Consider the following 16,505-nt stretch of genomic DNA (forward strand, 5'->3'; position numbering starts at 1 on the left):
AGGGTCAGCAGGCCTTCCGCCACACCCCCAGCTCCCACTTCTTCAGCAGGGAGCTGAGCTCCAGACGGCGGGCCTCGGGGCAGAAGTCGCCCGTCTCCATCTCGTACTCGACGTGGAAGACGGCCTTGCCGGCCTCGATGAACGGCGTGAGGTCCTCGCACTCCTCGTACTGGGCGCACTGTTCGTTGACCGCGAAGTCGAAGTCGTCGACGAGTTCGGGTATCTGGTCGAGGTCGTTCTTCAGGCCGACCGCCAGGCCTCGTTCGTGGGCGAGGCGGGCGACGAGACGGTTGTAGCGGAGCTGGTCGGCGGCCGTGAGGGGGAAGCCCGTCTTGTTGCGGTAGCCGTCCATGTTGTCGGGCTCGACCGCGTCGAAGCCCTTCTCCGCGCACATGTCGATGCGGGCGGCCATCAGGGGTTCGAGGACGTCGGTCGCGCGGATGTCGAGCCAGTACTCGCCCTCCCAGCCGTTGCTCTCGCCTATCACCGCCTTCGGGAAGTCGTCGGCGTCCGGGCGCCAGTCCTCCCAGGCGCCGGTGGAGAGGTAGCAGATGACCTTGCGGCCGTCGTCGTGCAGCTCGGCGACCGTGTCGGCCGACTGGTCGAAGCCGTCGATGTCGTAGACGGGGACGTCGACGGAGGTGTCCAGGCGCCCGCTGAGCTGCCACTGCCACTCGGTGCCCGGTTCCGGTCGCCAGCGGGCGGCCTCGGCCGTCCCGCGTCCGGTGCCCGGCTCGTCGTCGGGGGCGCCCGTGCACCCGGCCATCAGCAGAAGGAGGGGCAGCAGGGTGCTGCGGGCGCGGACGCGGTTCATCGTCGGGGCTCCAAGGCGTGCGGCAACGTACCCCAGGGATGATCCCCCACGCCGGGCACCGCGCAGTGCACGGAGGCGCCCCGGGCGCGGGCGACACCCTCGACGTCGGTGCCCGGCGGCACTCCGTGCACCAGATGGCACACCCGCGCCCCGAGGCCCCCGCTGCCGCCGGGCCAGGGCTCGGGCGGCTGGTCCCGGTACGTCTCCCAGGTGCCCTCGAACGTGACGACGAGGTCGGCGATCCGGGCGTACGCGGGGTGGGGCGGGGTGCCGGGGTTGAGGGCGAGGGTGGCGGGGCCGGCGCCCCAGACGGCCGCGGCGAGCCGTCGGTAGTGGTCGAACGCGCCGTATTCGGCGGCCGCTTGGTCGAGGAAGACGCCGTCGGTGCCGTACCAGGCGTGGTGGCGGGTCAGCTCCCGTACGACGTCGGTGACGGGTCTGCGGCCGTAGTCGGTGTCGGCGTACCCGAGGAGCCGTACGCCGGCCGCCCGCAGCCGGCCCGCGACCCGGATGAACGCCGGGTCGGGGCCGTCGCCCGGCCCGTTCGCCGGGTTGAGGACGACGCCGTAGAGGCGGGGCGCGGCCTCGACGAGGGCGTCCCATGCGGCGGGGCGGTCGCGGGGGTGCTCGTAATAGGGGACCAGGAGGGACGGCGAGGAGAGCTCGGTCGCCCGGCGCGCTGTTCCGTATGCGGTCATCGGTGTGCCGTCGCCCTCCCCAACAGGCCGCAGACCAGGCCCGCCTGGAGGGCGGCGGCGACGCCGTACACGAGCAGGCCGATCCCGTGCGGGTCGCCCGGGTGGGTCACCAGGGCCAGGGTCTGGGCGGCGGCCGTGACGCAGCAGACGACGGCGGCGCCCAGGACCGCGCCGAAGGACTGGAGCAGCAGACCGGTCCAGAGCACCGCGCCCAGCAGGAGCAGGCCGGCGAGATGGACGCCGTCGAGCTCCGGGGCCCGCGGCCACAGCGCGGCGGTGGCGTGGGCCAGGATCAGCAGGGTGGCGAGGTAGCCGGCCAGGCACTGGACCAGGGTCACGGAGGTGGCCCGCCAGAAGGCGGCCGGTGTGCTGGTGGAGCGCAGTCCGGCGAGGCCTCCGCTGCGGAAGCGGTACAGCAGCCATTCGGCGGGGCCCATGCTGAGGGTGAGGGCCACGGCGGCGGGTGCCGCTGCCGTGCCGCCCCCGTGGGCGATGACCTCCCCGAGCGTCGCGTACAGCACGAGCACACCGGTGCCGAGGCCGAAGACGGCGTACGGGAGGGAGGCGGCGAGTCGGGGCGCGGCCGGGCCCCGCTCCGGGACGCCGCCGGGCACGCCGAGGACGGTGACGGATCCGGGCCGGCGGCTCCGGGCGCCCGACTCCCGCAGGGCGGGCGCCACTTCGTGGACGGCGAGGAGCACGACCGCCACCAGGGAGGCGGTCAGCAGGGTGAGCCCGGACCAGTCGGGCACCGGCCGGGCCAGGGCGAACAGCGCGCCCGCCGTCATGGGCGTCAGACAGTGCAGCAGGGCCCGTTCGCGGCCGAGGACGAGCAGGACGGTCGCGGCGCCCAGGTAGCAGGCCTCGCCGGCGGCGAAGGCCACCGCGCCCGGGTCGCCGCCGCCGGCCGCCAGACAGGCGACCGTGGTGCACAGCAGGGCGCCCGCCGGCGCTCCGCGGGCCAGTGAGCGGCGGCACGCGTCGCGGTCGCCCAACGCGAGCCAGGAGTAGGCCCGGTGGGCGAGACCCTGGTTCCACATCCAGCCGCACAGGGCGCCGGCCAGCAGCGGGACCGTGCCGGCGGGCAGGCCGGAGCCGTCGCGGGGGCCTGCCAGGAGGGGTGCGCCGAGGACGTAGGCGAGGCCGGGGAGGGCGAAGACGACGCCTCTGAGGAGGCAGCCGAGCAGGCCGATCCGCCAGGGGTCGGGCGCAGGCCCCGCCGGTTCGGGGTGGGCGCGCTCGACGCGTTCGTACAACTCCTCGGCGAGGGCGAAGGAGTTGCGGCAGCCGTAGCGGGCGCGGGTCCGGTCGTCGGAGATGCCGTCGGACTCCAGCAGGGCGGCGATCTCGTCCGGGTGGACGGCGGCGGCGATGAACTCCCGGTGTTGTTCGGCGAGTCGGTCGATGGGATCGGGTTCGGCCCGGCGGGGCCTGCGCGGGCGGGGCACGGCGGGGAGCGGGGCCGGCCGTGCGCCCGGGGGCGGGGTCGGGTGGCCGCTCACCGGTCGGTTCCGTCCGTCGTGCCGGTCCGGTACCAAGGGTCGCGCAGTTCGGCGGTCCAGTCGGCGACCGTGGCCGGCGCGGGCTCGTACACGATGTCGACCCGGCCCGCGAGTTCCTGGTAGATCATGCGGAAGGCGTCCACGGACCGGCGCAGGGTGAACCGGTCGATCACCCGCCGCCGTGCCGACTCCCCGAGGCCGCGGCGGCGTTCGTCGTCGCGCAGGAGGCCGAGCGCGGCGTCGGCCATCGCCTCCGGCTCGCGGGGCGGCACGACGATCCCGGTGTCGCCGACCGCCTCGCGGACCCCTCCGACATCGGTCGACACGGTCGTACGGCCGCAGGACATGGCCTCGATGAGGGAGTACGGGAAGCCCTCCGAGATCGAGGAGAGCATCACGACGTGCCCGGCGGCGTAGGCCCGCCACACCTCGCTGATGCGGCCCTCGAAGGTGAGCCCGTCGGTGACGCCCAGTTCGGCGGCGAGCTTCTCCAGCTCGGTGCGGTACTCCTCGCCGCCCGGTGGCACGGGCCCGAACAGCCGGAGCCTGGTGCCGGGGAGCTCGGCGCGGACCATGGCGTAGGCGTGGAGCAGTGTCTCCAGGTCCTTGATGGGGTCGACGCGTCCGCACCAGGTGAGGGTGGGCACCTCGGGTTCGGGGCCGGCGTGCGGGAAGGCGGCCGGGTCGACGCCGTTGTAGACCGTGCGGATCCTGTCGGCGTCGGCGCCGCCCCGCTCCTCCCAGCGGCGGTTGTACCGGTTGCAGGGGGTGATGAGGTCGGCGGCGCGGTAGCCGAGCCTGGTCAGCTCGCGGTGGAAGCCGAGCATGAAGGCCTTCACGGGCCAGCGCTGGTCGGCGGTGCGGTGGCCGAGGTAGCGCTCGCGCAGATAGATGCCGTGCTCGGTGAGGAGGAACGGTACGCCGTCCAACTCGCGGGCGGCGAGCGCGGGCAGCGTGGCGAGGCCGCCGCTGACCGCGTGGGCCACACAGTCCTCGGGGATCCGGGCGCCGAGCGGCCGCAGGGAGTGTTCCAGCAGATCGGTCGCGGTGAGCGCGTCGTGGACCGTGGGGCGCGCGGCGGCCGTCGGCAGGTGCGGCATCGTCCAGATCCACATCAGCGAACGGAGCGCGGACTCGGTGCGCAGGGCCGCCGACAGGCGCCCGTCGCGGGCGAGTCGGGCCAACTCGTACAGGGCCTCCTCGAAGCCCTGGGGCGCGTCGGGGTCGAGGACGGAGAGCAGCAGTCGCTCGTAGGCGTCGGTGAAGCGGCGGCGGGCCGCGCCGTACGGGGCGCGGGCGCGGCCGGGGCGCGGGCCCCAGGTCGGTACGGAGGTGTGCCGGTACACGTTCGGCGGCAGGTCCCAGGTCACGGGTTCGCGGCCGGTTCCGGTGAGCGACACGAGGTGGAACTCGACGTCGGGCATGCCGTTGACTAGCTGGTCGCACCAGGTGCTGACCCCGCCGTGGACATGCGGGTAGGTGCCTTCGGTGAGCATGGTGACATGACTGCCGGTGCGCATGGCTGCGCCGCTCCCCCCTGTTGCTGTTACGCGGATGATGTGCGGGGAACTGCGGGCCCGGACGCCGACCGCGGGTCGGTGGGGGTTGATCGCACAGTTCCCCGCGCCCCTTGGGGGGCTCTACGGCAACTTGAGCTTTACGGCTGACTGGAGTGCCGCCGGCGTGGTCCAGGCCGAGCGGGCTCCCGCGTACGGGGTGCCGAACGTGGCGGTCCCGAGCGGGAGTTGCGTGACGGTCCCCTTCGGTGCCGTCACCGGGATCTCGACCCCCGACGGCGCCTTCACCGTCACCGCCGTGCCGATGCGGTACGCCGTGACCGTGCCGTTCGCGATGGCGGTCTGCCAGGCGGCCCGGCGCTTCAGCTCGGTGCCGACCGCGCCGTGCCGGGGGTTCTCCAGCGGGGTGTCGGAGGCGAAGAGCGCCCGGTACTCGGCGAGCACCTGGTCCAGGACCGGGTAGAGCAGCCGCTCCTCGGCCAGGTTGGACTGGTGCGCGTAGTGCGGTCGCGGGTCGTTGCCGACGGCGTGCAGCAGGGCCGTACGGACCTCCTGCGGGACGATGTGCGTCGTGTACCCGGTGGCGGGGTCGAGGGGGGCGGGCAGGCAGGTGGAGGTCGCGTTGTTCTCGCAGACGCCGCTGCCGCCGTCGGCCGCCGAGGTGTAGACCCAGTTGTACTCGTCGACCATCTCCGCGGCGGTGCCCACGTTGTAGTAGACGTTCATCGGGTGGCGCGGCACGGTCAGCGCGGCGCCCACCGGACGCTGGGCCGGTTCGCGGGAGTTGTCGGAGGCGATCCATTTGACAGCGTTGTCGGCGAGGGCGCCCGCGAGGTTCGGGTTGTCGTCCGGCTGCTGCGGCAGCGTTTTCAGGCCCGAGTGCTCGCCCGTCACCAGTTCGTCGCGCCGCACGGGCAGTCCGCGCGCGACCGCCCAGGCGTGGTTGTCGCGGATCTGCGCGGCGATGTCGGCGCGGCTCAGATAGCGGGTGGTGCCGTCGGCGTTCTTCGCGCAGCTCCACGGGACGGTCGAGGTGTCCTGGAGGCAGCCGAGGTACTGGTGGGTGTAGGTGTGGTTGATCCAGCGGAACGCGTTCCGGTCGGCGACCAGCCGGTCGGCGAGGGCGTCCGTGCCGCCGTTCGCCTCCTTCCACTCCTCGCCGCTGCCGCCGTTGTAGACCATGTCGAGGGTGAGGCCGCTGGACCGCTGCCACTGCTCGGCGTACTCGGCGTCGGCGGCGGTCATCCGGATCGGCTCGGTCTCCGTGCCCTGCCCGCCGCCGCAGTTGAAGCTGCCGGGCGTGCAGTTGTTCTCGGTGTCCCAGCGGCTGTCGGGCGCGAAGACGTCGTCGATGTGGATGCCGAAGTAGTTCCGGTTCCGGCCGAGGTGCACGCCGTCCGTCAGCCACTCGACGATGCCCCGGGCCAGCACCCGGAACTGCCGCTGGTGCTGGTTGTGGGCGAAGGTGACGACCAGTTCGCGGCGCCCGTCGTGGGCGTACTCCCCGACCAGGCTGCCCCGGCCGCTGCCGCCGGGCACCGGGAGGTCGACATAACTGGTGTAGCCGGGGCGGGGCCGGGCGACGAAGCCGTAACTCTCCTGCGTGGAGGCGGAGTTGTCCTCGAAGGTGAACTGCCCGTCGAGATAGCCGAAGCGGCCCGCCCGGCCGGCGTCGGTCACCGTGGCCTCCCGGCCGTCGAGGGAGCCGGCCCAGCCGCCCTCGCTGGTGTAGTCGAGGCCGACCCCGGGGTGCGCCCAGGTGTAGGCGTCGACCTGCGGGATCCCGTACGTCCGCTCGTAGGTCTCCAGCGCGCTCTGCTCGGCCGAACCCGGGCCGAACGGGGCCTCGTTGGGCAGGACCACGCCCTGGAACCTGGCGCGCGGGGTGCCGCCGACCGTGTCGCTCAGGAAGGCCGCGTCGATGGTCGGGCGGTTCGCGTCGCCGAGGTTCACGCGGGTGTACGGGACGCCGGTGCTCTTCAGCTCCGCGACGATGGCCTGGACGGGGCTGTCGCCGTTGTCCACCACCAGCACCCGCAGGTCGACGCGCGGTACGACGGCGGCCGACGCTCCCGGTATGCCCAGGCCCGCCACCAGCAGACTCGTCGTCGCCACGACTGCGGCGGCGCTCCTCCATCCGGGCACGCTGTACGGCATGTTCGCCCCTTCCCCCGAGAAGATCCCCCGGCGGCGACTGAACGGCCGCACCGAGGGGAATCTGTGGAAATGATGCAAGCCGATGAGCTGATCACTCACCGGGCCGGACGAGTGTCACCCAGGTCAGGGCACATGTGGGCAGGAAAATGACCATGAAGCCACATAGGGGTGAATGCCCGCAGGGGTGAGCGAAATCGGCGGCGGGACGCTACGCGCGGAGACCGCCGACGCTACGCGCGAAGACGATGGACCCGTGAGCCCGGAGCCGCGATAAGGGATCCCCCTATGCCTCAGCCATGGGGATCTCCCTGCACGTCCGGGGCGGAAAGTCGGGGAGGCTGGTCGCAGCGGACGCCATGCGGACGGCGCGGCGCAACCGGCCGATACTCCAGGTCCGATGGGCCGAACAAGGGCCTAGGCTCGTTCTCGGCACGTCGACCCACCCGTTCGGCCACGAAACTCAATCGGAAGCGAGATTTCACCACCGTGACTGCTCTCACTCTCAGCACCGCCGCCGTGTCGGGCCTTCGGGCCGACGCGATCGTGGTCGGTGTCGCGAAGGGCCCTGCATCCCGGTCCGGGGACCTGGTCGTAGCGCCGGGTGCCGAGGCCGTGGACCAGGCGTACGACGGCAAGCTGGCCGGCCTCCTGGAGACCCTCGGCGCCGCGGGCGCCGAGGGCGAGGTGACGAAGCTGCCCGCGCCGGCCGGCTTCAAGGCGCCGCTCGTGGTGGCGGTGGGCCTGGGCTCGGTGCCCGAGAAGGACGGCACGTTCACCGCGGAGACGCTGCGCCGCGCGACCGGTGCCGCGGCCCGTGCCCTGACCGGCACGAAGAAGGCCGCGTTCACGCTGCCCGTCGTCGACGCGGCCGCCGTGGCCGCCGTCGCCGAGGGCGCGCTGCTCGGCGCGTACTCCTTCGACGCCTACAAGGAGCAGGGCAAGGACAGCAAGGCGAAGAACGGCAAGGCGCCGCTCGCCGAGGTCGTCCTGCTCGGCGCGAAGCCCCGCGACAAGGCCCACAAGGCGGCCGTCGAGCGCGCGATCGCGGTGACCGAGGAGCTGAACCGCGCCCGCGACCTCATCAACACCCCGCCGAACGACCTCGACCCGGAGGCCTTCGCCGCCGTCGCGCAGACCGCGGCCAAGGAGCACGGCATCAAGGTGACCGTCCTCGACGAGAAGGCGCTCGCCAAGGGCGGCTACGGCGGCATCCTCGGCGTCGGCGCGGGCTCGGCGGCCACGCCCCGGCTGGTGCAGCTGTCGTACACCAGCTCCAAGGCGAAGAAGCACCTGGCGTTCGTCGGCAAGGGCATCACCTACGACTCGGGCGGTATCTCCCTCAAGCCCGCCGGGCACAACGAGACGATGAAGTGCGACATGAGCGGCGCGGCCGCCGTGTTCGCCGCGGTCGTCGCCGCCGCCCGGCTCAAGCTGGAGGTCAACGTCACGGGCTGGCTCGCCCTCGCCGAGAACATGCCGTCCGGCTCCGCCACCCGCCCGGGTGACGTGCTGCGCATGTACAGCGGCAAGACGGTGGAGGTCCTCAACACCGACGCCGAGGGCCGCCTGGTGCTGGCCGACGCGCTCGCCAAGGCCTCCGAGGACAAGCCGGACGCGATCGTCGACGTGGCGACGCTGACCGGGGCGATGATGCTGGCGCTGGGCAACCGGACGTTCGGGATCATGGCCAACGACGACGCGTTCCGCTCCGCGGTGCACGAGGCGGCGGAGGAGTCGGGCGAGCCGGCGTGGCCGATGCCGCTGCCGGACCACCTGCGCAAGGGGATGGACTCGCCGACCGCCGACATCGCGAACATGGGCGAGCGGTACGGCGGTGGCCTGGTCGCCGGGCTGTTCCTGAAGGAGTTCGTGGGCGAGGGGATCACCTGGGCGCACCTGGACATCGCGGGGCCGGCGTTCAACGAGGGCGGGCCCTTCGGGTACACGCCGAAGGGTGGGACGGGGACGGCGGTGCGGACGCTGGTGCGGCTGGCCGAGCGGGCCGCCTCCGGCGACCTGGTGTGACGATCGCCCGAGAGCTCGGCACCTGAGGGGCGCGGGCGGCTGCGGGCCGTCCGAGGCTGCTCGCGCAGTTCCCCGCGCCCCTTCAGGGCCCGGCCTCGTCACATCTGAGCGTGTGGTGTCTCACACCCCGGCCCGGCGTCTCGTTCGCCCGCGACAAGTGCGAAGATGGGGCTCGGCAGGACAGGGCCCCCACCACAGGGCCGAAGAAGAGCGGCCGGACACCAGCCGCCGCGCGGGTCTCGGACGACCGGCGTACGGCGCACATGCATGGAGGACGTGACGTGGCGAACGACGCCAGCACCGTTTTCGACCTAGTGATCCTCGGCGGTGGTAGCGGTGGTTACGCCGCGGCCCTGCGCGGGGCTCAGCTGGGCCTGGACGTCGCCCTGATCGAGAAGGACAAGGTCGGCGGCACCTGCCTGCACCGGGGATGCATTCCCACGAAGGCCCTGCTCCACGCGGGCGAGATCGCCGACCAGGCCCGCGAGAGCGAGCAGTTCGGTGTGAAGGCCACCTTCGAGGGCATCGACATCGCCGGGGTGCACAAGTACAAGGACGGCGTGATCTCCGGCCTCTACAAGGGTCTGCAGGGTCTCGTCGCCTCCCGCAAGGTCACCTACATCGAGGGTGAGGGCCGTCTGTCCTCCCCGACCTCCGTCGATGTGAACGGCCAGCGTGTCCAGGGCCGCCACGTCCTGCTGGCGACCGGCTCCGTGCCGAAGTCGCTGCCGGGCCTGGAGATCGACGGCAACCGCATCATCTCCTCGGACCACGCCCTCGTCCTGGACCGCGTGCCCAAGTCCGCGATCATCCTGGGCGGCGGCGTCATCGGCGTCGAGTTCGCCTCCGCGTGGAAGTCCTTCGGCTCCGACGTCACCGTCATCGAGGGCCTGAAGCACCTGGTCCCCGTCGAGGACGAGAACTCCTCCAAGCTTCTCGAGCGCGCCTTCCGCAAGCGCGGCATCAAGTTCAACCTGGGCACCTTCTTCTCGAAGGCCGAGTACACCCAGGACGGTGTCAAGGTCACCCTCGCCGACGGCAAGGAGTTCGAGGCCGAGGTCCTGCTCGTCGCGGTGGGCCGCGGCCCCGTCTCCGCCGGTCTCGGCTACGAGGAGCAGGGCGTCGCGATGGACCGCGGCTACGTCCTGGTCGACGAGTACATGCGCACGAACGTCCCGACCATCTCCGCCGTCGGTGACCTGGTCCCGACGCTCCAGCTCGCGCACGTCGGCTTCGCCGAGGGCATCCTGGTGGCGGAGCGTCTGGCCGGCCTGAAGACCGTTCCGATCGACTACGACGGTGTCCCGCGGGTGACGTACTGCCACCCCGAGGTCGCCTCCGTGGGCATCACCGAGGCCAAGGCCAAGGAGATCTACGGCGCGGACAAGGTCGTCGCTCTGAAGTACAACCTCGCGGGCAACGGCAAGAGCAAGATCCTGAACACCTCGGGCGAGATCAAGCTCGTCCAGGTCAAGGACGGTGCCGTGGTCGGCGTCCACATGGTCGGCGACCGCATGGGCGAGCAGGTGGGCGAGGCCCAGCTGATCTACAACTGGGAAGCCCTCCCCGCCGAGGTCGCCCAGCTGATCCACGCCCACCCGACGCAGAACGAGGCGCTCGGCGAGGCCCACCTGGCCCTCGCGGGCAAGCCGCTGCACTCGCACGACTGACCCCCTCGGTCGACGAAGCGACGATCCAGACTTCCGCAATCGTTAAGGAGCAACAGAAACCATGGCGGTTTCCGTAACCCTTCCGGCGCTCGGCGAGAGCGTCACCGAGGGCACTGTCACCCGCTGGCTGAAGGCCGAGGGTGAGCGCGTAGAGGCCGACGAGCCGCTGCTCGAGGTCTCGACCGACAAGGTCGACACCGAGATCCCCTCCCCCGCCGCGGGCATCCTGGCGTCCATCAAGGTCGCCGAGGACGAGACCGTCGAGGTCGGCGCCGAGCTGGCGCTGATCGACGACGGCACGGGCGCGCCCGCCGCCGCCCCGGCCCCCGCCGCAGAGGAGGCTCCGGCCCCGGCCCCCGAGCCCGCCGCTGCCGCGCCCTCCACCGAGCAGGAGACCCCCGCGCCGGCCCCGACCGCCGAGGCGGCCACCGGCGGCGGCTCCGCCGAGGGCACCGACGTGGTCCTCCCGGCGCTCGGCGAGTCCGTCACCGAGGGCACCGTCACCCGCTGGCTGAAGGAGGTCGGCGACTCCGTCGAGGCCGACGAGCCGCTGCTCGAGGTCTCCACGGACAAGGTCGACACCGAGATCCCCGCGCCCACCTCCGGTGTGCTGCTGGAGATCACGGTCGCCGAGGACGAGACGGCCGAGGTCGGCGCCAAGCTGGCCGTCATCGGCGCCCCGGGTGCCGCTCCGGCGGCCGCCCCGGCCCCGGCGGCAGCTCCGGCCGCTCCGGCTCCGGCGCCCGCCGCCGCTGCCCCGGCCCCGGCTGCGGCTCCGGCCCCCGCGCCGGCCGCCCCCGCCGCGCCTGCTCCGGCGCCCGCCGCCGCTGCTCCGGCCGCCCCGGCTCCCGCGCCCGCTCCGGCCGCCCCGGCTCCGGCCGCCGCCCCGGCCGCGTCCGCCGCCACCAAGGCCACCGACGAGGGCGCCTACGTCACCCCGCTGGTGCGCAAGCTCGCCGCCGAGAACGGTGTCGACCTGGGCTCCGTCAAGGGCACCGGCGTCGGCGGTCGTATCCGCAAGCAGGACGTCGTCGCGGCCGCCGAGGCCGCGAAGGCCGCCGCCGCCGCGCCGGCCCCGGCCGCCGCCGCCCCGGCTGCCGCCGCCAAGAAGGCGCCGAGCCTGGAGGCCTCCCCCCTCCGTGGCCAGACCGTCAAGATGCCGCGCATCCGCAAGGTCATCGGCGACAACATGGTCAAGGCGCTGCACGAGCAGGCGCAGCTGTCGTCGGTCGTCGAGGTCGACGTCACGCGTCTGATGAAGCTGCGTGCCCGGGCCAAGGACTCCTTCGCCGCGCGCGAGGGCGTCAAGCTCTCCCCGATGCCGTTCTTCGTCAAGGCCGCGGCCCAGGCGCTGAAGGCGCACGCGCCGATCAACGCCAAGATCAACGAGGGCGAAGGCACGATCACCTACTTCGACACCGAGAACATCGGTATCGCGGTGGACTCGGAGAAGGGCCTGATGACCCCGGTCATCAAGCACGCCGGTGACCTCAACATCGCCGGTATCGCGAAGGCCACGGCGGAGCTGGCCGGCAAGGTCCGCGCCAACAAGATCACGCCCGACGAGCTGTCCGGCGCGACCTTCACGATCTCCAACACCGGTTCGCGCGGCGCGCTCTTCGACACGATCATCGTGCCGCCGGGCCAGGTCGCGATCCTCGGCATCGGTGCCACGGTCAAGCGCCCGGCGGTCATCGAGACCGAGGAGGGCACGGTCATCGGCGTCCGCGACATGACGTACCTGACCCTCTCCTACGACCACCGTCTGGTGGACGGCGCCGACGCGGCCCGTTACCTGACGGCCGTCAAGGCGATCCTGGAGGCGGGCGAGTTCGAGGTCGAGCTCGGGCTGTAGCCCCTGGACACCCGCACGACGGCGGTGCCCCGTCCGGAGTTCTCCGGGCGGGGCACCGCTGTGTTCGCGCCGGGTCCGCGTGGAGACCGCGGAGCCTGGCCGGTACGGGTCTTTACAAACCGGCCCTCCGTGGGAGCGTGTAAGTCTCGTCTCACCTGCGCGAAAGCACCCCCGTGCGCCTCTCCACCGGACGGCCACGGCTTTATTGTCTAGAGGTCAACGCCCTTGGGGCTCTGTCCCCCGCCGAAGGAGCCCGCATGACCACCGCGCCCGTCGTCCACTCGCTGCGCGAACAGATCCGCGAGCACATCGTGGAGGGGATCGTGAGCGGACGGTGGAAGCCGGGCGAGCGGATCGTGGAGCGGCGGATCGCGACGGAGCTGGAGGTCAGCCAGACGCCCGTGCGGGAGGCGCTGCGCGAGCTGGAGTCGCTGCGGTTGATCGAATCCGCGCCGAACAAGGGCGTACGGGTGCGGAATCTGACGGCGGCCGATCTGGAGGAGAGCTACCCGGTCCGGGCGGGTCTGGAGGCGATCGCGGCGGAGCTGGCGGCGGAGCGGTTGGCGGAGGACTGCTCGGCGCTGGAGCCGCATGTGGCCGCGCTGTACGAGGCGGACCGGAACGCGGACGGGACGTCCCAGGTGCGGCACACGGTGGCCTTCCACCGCGAGCTGGTGCGGGCCGCCGGGAACTCGGTGCTGCTGCACACGTGGGAGGGGCTGGGGATCGAGGTGTTCACGGCGCTGTCGATCCGGTGGCTGGGGACGGTTCAGCAGTCCTACGCCGAGGAGCACGAGGAGTTGGTGGCGGCGTTCCGTCGGCGTGACCCTCGGATCGCGGACCTGGTGAAGGCGCATGTGTTGGGCTGCGCGCCGCACACGGACGACGAGCCGGTTCAGGGCGCCTAGCGACTCGGGGGTGCGGGTGCGTCGGCGACTGCGGGTGCGTGGGGGCCGTTCGCGCAGTTCCCCGCGCCCCTGAAAAGCAGGGGCTGCGCCCCGTGCTTTTCACCCTGCGGCCCCGTCGTCTTTCAGGCCCGCAGGGCCTGGTCTTTGTCTTTTAGGGGCGCGGGGAACTGCGCGAGCAACCCCCACTCACCCGCACCCGCCAACGCGCCCGAACCCCCGAGCTGTTGAGCGAACCCCCGCTCAAACGCCGCCCCACCTGCAGAAACCCGGGACCACCAAGGCACCCGGTGTCTCCGCCGGAGGCACCCCGTGCCGACTTTCTCGTGATCAAGATATTTTGCCCGCAACCCTTTGATCGATCATCGATCAGCGGGTTACAGTCGCCGACGGGCTTCCACCGAAGCCCTCGCCCTGTCCTGCCAAAGACCAAGGGCAACCCCCGAACCCTTACCGATGAGGGAACCCCCTTCGACTGAGGAAGGCGGCGCAATGACCGACCCCAACGCCATCCAGCCGAGCGCGCTCGACCAGCTCCCCGACCGCGACCCGGAGGAGACCGCCGAATGGCAGGCCTCGCTGGACGCCGTCACCAAGGCGGCCGGGCCGCACCGCGCGGCGTACCTGATGCGCCGCACCCTGGAGCGTGCGGAGGGCAACGGCATCGCGCTGCCCAAGCTGCTCGAGACGGACTACGTCAACACCATCCCCACCGCCGCCGAGCCGGGCATCCCCGGTGACGAGGCGATGGAGCGCCGTATCACCGCGTGGAACCGCTGGAACGCGGCCGCGATGGTCAGCCGTGGCTCCAAGTACGGCGTCGGCGGCCACATCGCCACCTTCGCCTCCGCCGCCTGGCTCTACGAGACGGGCTTCAACCACTTCTTCAAGGGCAAGGAGGCCGACGGCTCGGGCGACCAGCTCTACATCCAGGGCCACGCCTCCCCCGGCATCTACGCCCGCGCCTTCCTCGACGGCCGGCTGAACGAGTCCCACCTGGACAACTTCCGCCGCGAGTCGGGCGGCGACGGCCTCCCGTCGTACCCGCACCCGCGCCGTCTGCCCTGGCTGTGGGAGTTCCCGACGGTGAGCATGGGCCTCGGCCCCCTCTCCGCCATCTACCAGGCGCGCTTCAACCGCTATCTCACCAGCCGCGGCATCAAGGACGTCTCGAACTCCCACGTCTGGGCGTTCCTCGGCGACGGCGAGATGGACGAGCCGGAGTCGACGGCCGCACTCGCGCTGGCGAGCCGCGAGGGTCTGGACAACCTGACCTTCGTCATCAACTGCAACCTGCAGCGCCTCGACGGCCCGGTCCGCGCCAACTTCAAGATCGTGCAGGAGCTGGAGGCCCAGTTCCGGGGCGCCGGCTGGAACGTCGTCAAGACGCTCTGGGGTTCCGCCTGGGACGAGCTGTTCCAGCTGGACACCACCGGTGCGCTCCTGCGCCGGCTGCGCGAGGTGCCCGACGCGCAGGTGCAGACGTACCAGACCCGCGACGCCGCCTACATCCGCCAGGACTTCTTCGGCAAGGACCCGGCGCTCGTCGAGATGGCGAAGCTGCTGAGCGACGACAAGATCCTGGAGTGCTTCCACCTCTCGCGCGGCGGTCACGAGGCGCGCAAGGTGTACGCCGCCTACAAGGCCGCCGTCGAGTTCAAGGGCGCGCCGACCGTCATCCTGGCCCAGACCGTCAAGGGCTTCACCCTCGGTGAGGGCTTCGCGTCGAAGAACGCCAACCACCAGATGAAGAAGCTGTCGACGGACGAGTTCAAGCAGATGCGTGATCTGCTCGAACTCCCCATCAAGGACAGCGACTTCGTCGACGGGGTGGTGCCCTACGGCCACCCGGGCGCCGACTCCCCCGAGGTCCGCTACCTCCAGGAGCGCCGTGCCGCGCTCGGCGGTCCCGCCCCGGCCCGCCGTACGCACGCGCTGGCTCCGCTGCCGGCCGCCGCCGACAAGACCTTCGCCTCTTTCGACAAGGGCTCCGGCTCGCAGAACGTGGCGACGACCATGGCCTTCGTCCGCCTGGTCAAGGACCTGGTCCGCGACAAGCAGACCGGCCGCCGCTGGGTGCCGATCGTCCCCGACGAGGCGCGCACCTTCGGTATGGAGTCGCTCTTCCCGTCGCTCGGGATCTACTCCCCCAAGGGCCAGACGTACGAGCCGGTCGACCGTGACCAGCTGATGTACTACAAGGAGGCCAAGGACGGGCAGATCCTCAACGAGGGGATCACCGAGGCCGGTTCCATGGCCGACTTCATCGCCGCCTCGACGTCGTACGCGACGCACGGCGAGGCGATGATCCCGTTCTACATCTTCTACTCGATGTTCGGCTGGCAGCGGACCGCCGACCAGATGTGGCAGCTCGGCGACCAGCTCGGCCGCGGCTTCCTCGTCGGCGCGACGGCCGGCCGTACGACCCTGACGGGCGAGGGCCTCCAGCACGCCGACGGCCACTCCCCGGTGATCGCGGCGACGAACCCGGCGGCGCTGACGTACGACCCGGCGTTCGCGTACGAGGTCGCGACGATCGTCAAGGACGGTCTGCGGCGGATGTACGGCGAGGCCGCGCCGGACGAGGACCCGAACGTCTTCTACTACCTGACCGTCTACAACGAGCCGCTGCCGCAGCCCGCGAAGCCGGCCGTGGCGGGCGTGGACGAGGGCATCGTCAAGGGGCTGTACCGCTTCAACACGGCCGAGACGGCGGGGCTGTCCCCGGTCGCGAACGCGCCGCGCGTGCAGCTGCTCGGCTCCGGTACGGCGATCCACTGGGCCCTGGAGGCGCAGAAACTCCTCGCGGAGGAGTGGGGGGTGGCGGCCGACGTCTGGTCCGCGACGTCCTGGAGCGAGCTGCGGCGGGACGCGCTGGAGGCGGACGCGGCGCTGCTGCGCGGGGAGGAGCGGGTGCCGTTCGTGCGGCAGGCGCTGCAGGGGGCGGAGGGGCCGGTGCTGGCCGTCTCCGACTACATGCGGCAGGTTCCCGACCAGATCGCGCAGTGGGTGGAGCAGGACTACTCGTCGCTCGGGGCGGACGGGTTCGGGCTCTCCGACACCCGTGAGGCCGCGCGGCGTCACTTCGGGGTCGACGCGCAGTCGATCGTGGTGGCGGTGCTGGCGCAGCTCGCGCGTCGGGGCGAGGTCAAGGCGACGGCCGTCAAGGAGGCCCGGGAGCGGTACGGGCTGTAGGGGCGCCTCATAGCTCGGGGGCGCGGGTTTCGTCGGCGGGTGCGGGTCCGTGGGGGCTTCTCGCGCAGTTCCCCGCGCCCCTGAAAAGCAGGGGCTGCGCCCCGTGCTTTTCATGAAGGGCCGAAGGCTCCTTCAGGGGCGCGGGGAACTGCGCGAGAAGCCCCACC

10 protein-coding genes are annotated in these 16,505 nt (G+C 72.0%); 5 read left to right on the top strand and 5 right to left on the bottom strand.

The features are described 5' to 3' along the window. Positions 1-4: 4 nt before the first annotated feature. The 5 genes from L3078_RS12760 to L3078_RS12780 all read right to left on the bottom strand — a co-directional run bounded on the left by L3078_RS12760 (position 5) and on the right by L3078_RS12780 (position 6,688). Positions 5-814 carry an endo alpha-1,4 polygalactosaminidase gene (locus L3078_RS12760; RefSeq protein ID WP_239753558.1) on the bottom strand — a complete coding sequence of 270 codons (810 nt, stop codon included), beginning with the start codon at positions 812-814 and terminating at the stop codon, positions 5-7. Continuing rightward, complete coding sequence (locus L3078_RS12765) at positions 811-1,512, bottom strand: spherulation-specific family 4 protein (protein ID WP_239753559.1); 702 nt, start codon at positions 1,510-1,512, stop codon at positions 811-813. Before L3078_RS12765 ends, L3078_RS12760 begins: the two co-directional genes overlap by 4 nt. Beyond that, positions 1,509-3,014, bottom strand: coding sequence for a hypothetical protein (locus L3078_RS12770; protein ID WP_239753560.1), 1,506 nt, complete (start codon positions 3,012-3,014; stop codon positions 1,509-1,511). Before L3078_RS12770 ends, L3078_RS12765 begins: the two co-directional genes overlap by 4 nt. Next, positions 3,011-4,534, bottom strand: coding sequence for a GT4 family glycosyltransferase PelF (gene pelF, locus L3078_RS12775; RefSeq protein ID WP_239753561.1), 1,524 nt, complete (start codon positions 4,532-4,534; stop codon positions 3,011-3,013). The genes L3078_RS12770 and pelF overlap by 4 nt, the downstream gene beginning before the upstream one ends. Positions 4,535-4,654: 120 nt before the next feature. Next, positions 4,655-6,688: a hypothetical protein gene (locus tag L3078_RS12780; protein ID WP_239753562.1), complete on the bottom strand. Its 2,034-nt coding sequence runs from the start codon at positions 6,686-6,688 to the stop codon at positions 4,655-4,657. 486 nt (positions 6,689-7,174) lie between these two features. On the opposite strand from L3078_RS12780, the gene L3078_RS12785 reads away from it, so the two are divergent. The 5 genes from L3078_RS12785 to aceE all read left to right on the top strand — a co-directional run bounded on the left by L3078_RS12785 (position 7,175) and on the right by aceE (position 16,338). Then, positions 7,175-8,713: a leucyl aminopeptidase gene (locus L3078_RS12785; RefSeq protein WP_239753563.1), complete on the top strand. Its 1,539-nt coding sequence runs from the start codon at positions 7,175-7,177 to the stop codon at positions 8,711-8,713. A gap of 281 nt (positions 8,714-8,994) precedes the next feature. Further along, entirely contained in the window at positions 8,995-10,383 is a 1,389-nt protein-coding gene (lpdA, locus tag L3078_RS12790) for a dihydrolipoyl dehydrogenase (protein ID WP_239753564.1), read from the top strand. A 61-nt stretch (positions 10,384-10,444) separates the two neighbouring features. Next, complete coding sequence (sucB, locus tag L3078_RS12795; RefSeq protein ID WP_239753565.1) at positions 10,445-12,238, top strand: 2-oxoglutarate dehydrogenase, E2 component, dihydrolipoamide succinyltransferase; 1,794 nt, start codon at positions 10,445-10,447, stop codon at positions 12,236-12,238. 257 nt (positions 12,239-12,495) lie between these two features. Beyond that, a complete protein-coding gene (locus L3078_RS12800; RefSeq protein ID WP_239753566.1) occupies positions 12,496-13,146 on the top strand; it encodes a GntR family transcriptional regulator in 651 nt (216 codons plus the stop codon). Positions 13,147-13,635: 489 nt separating this feature from the next. Beyond that, complete coding sequence (gene aceE / locus L3078_RS12805; RefSeq protein ID WP_239753567.1) at positions 13,636-16,338, top strand: pyruvate dehydrogenase (acetyl-transferring), homodimeric type; 2,703 nt, start codon at positions 13,636-13,638, stop codon at positions 16,336-16,338. Positions 16,339-16,505: the final 167 nt, after the last annotated feature.

It is taken from the genome of Streptomyces deccanensis (assembly GCF_022385335.1).
GTDB lineage: Bacteria > Actinomycetota > Actinomycetes > Streptomycetales > Streptomycetaceae > Streptomyces > Streptomyces deccanensis.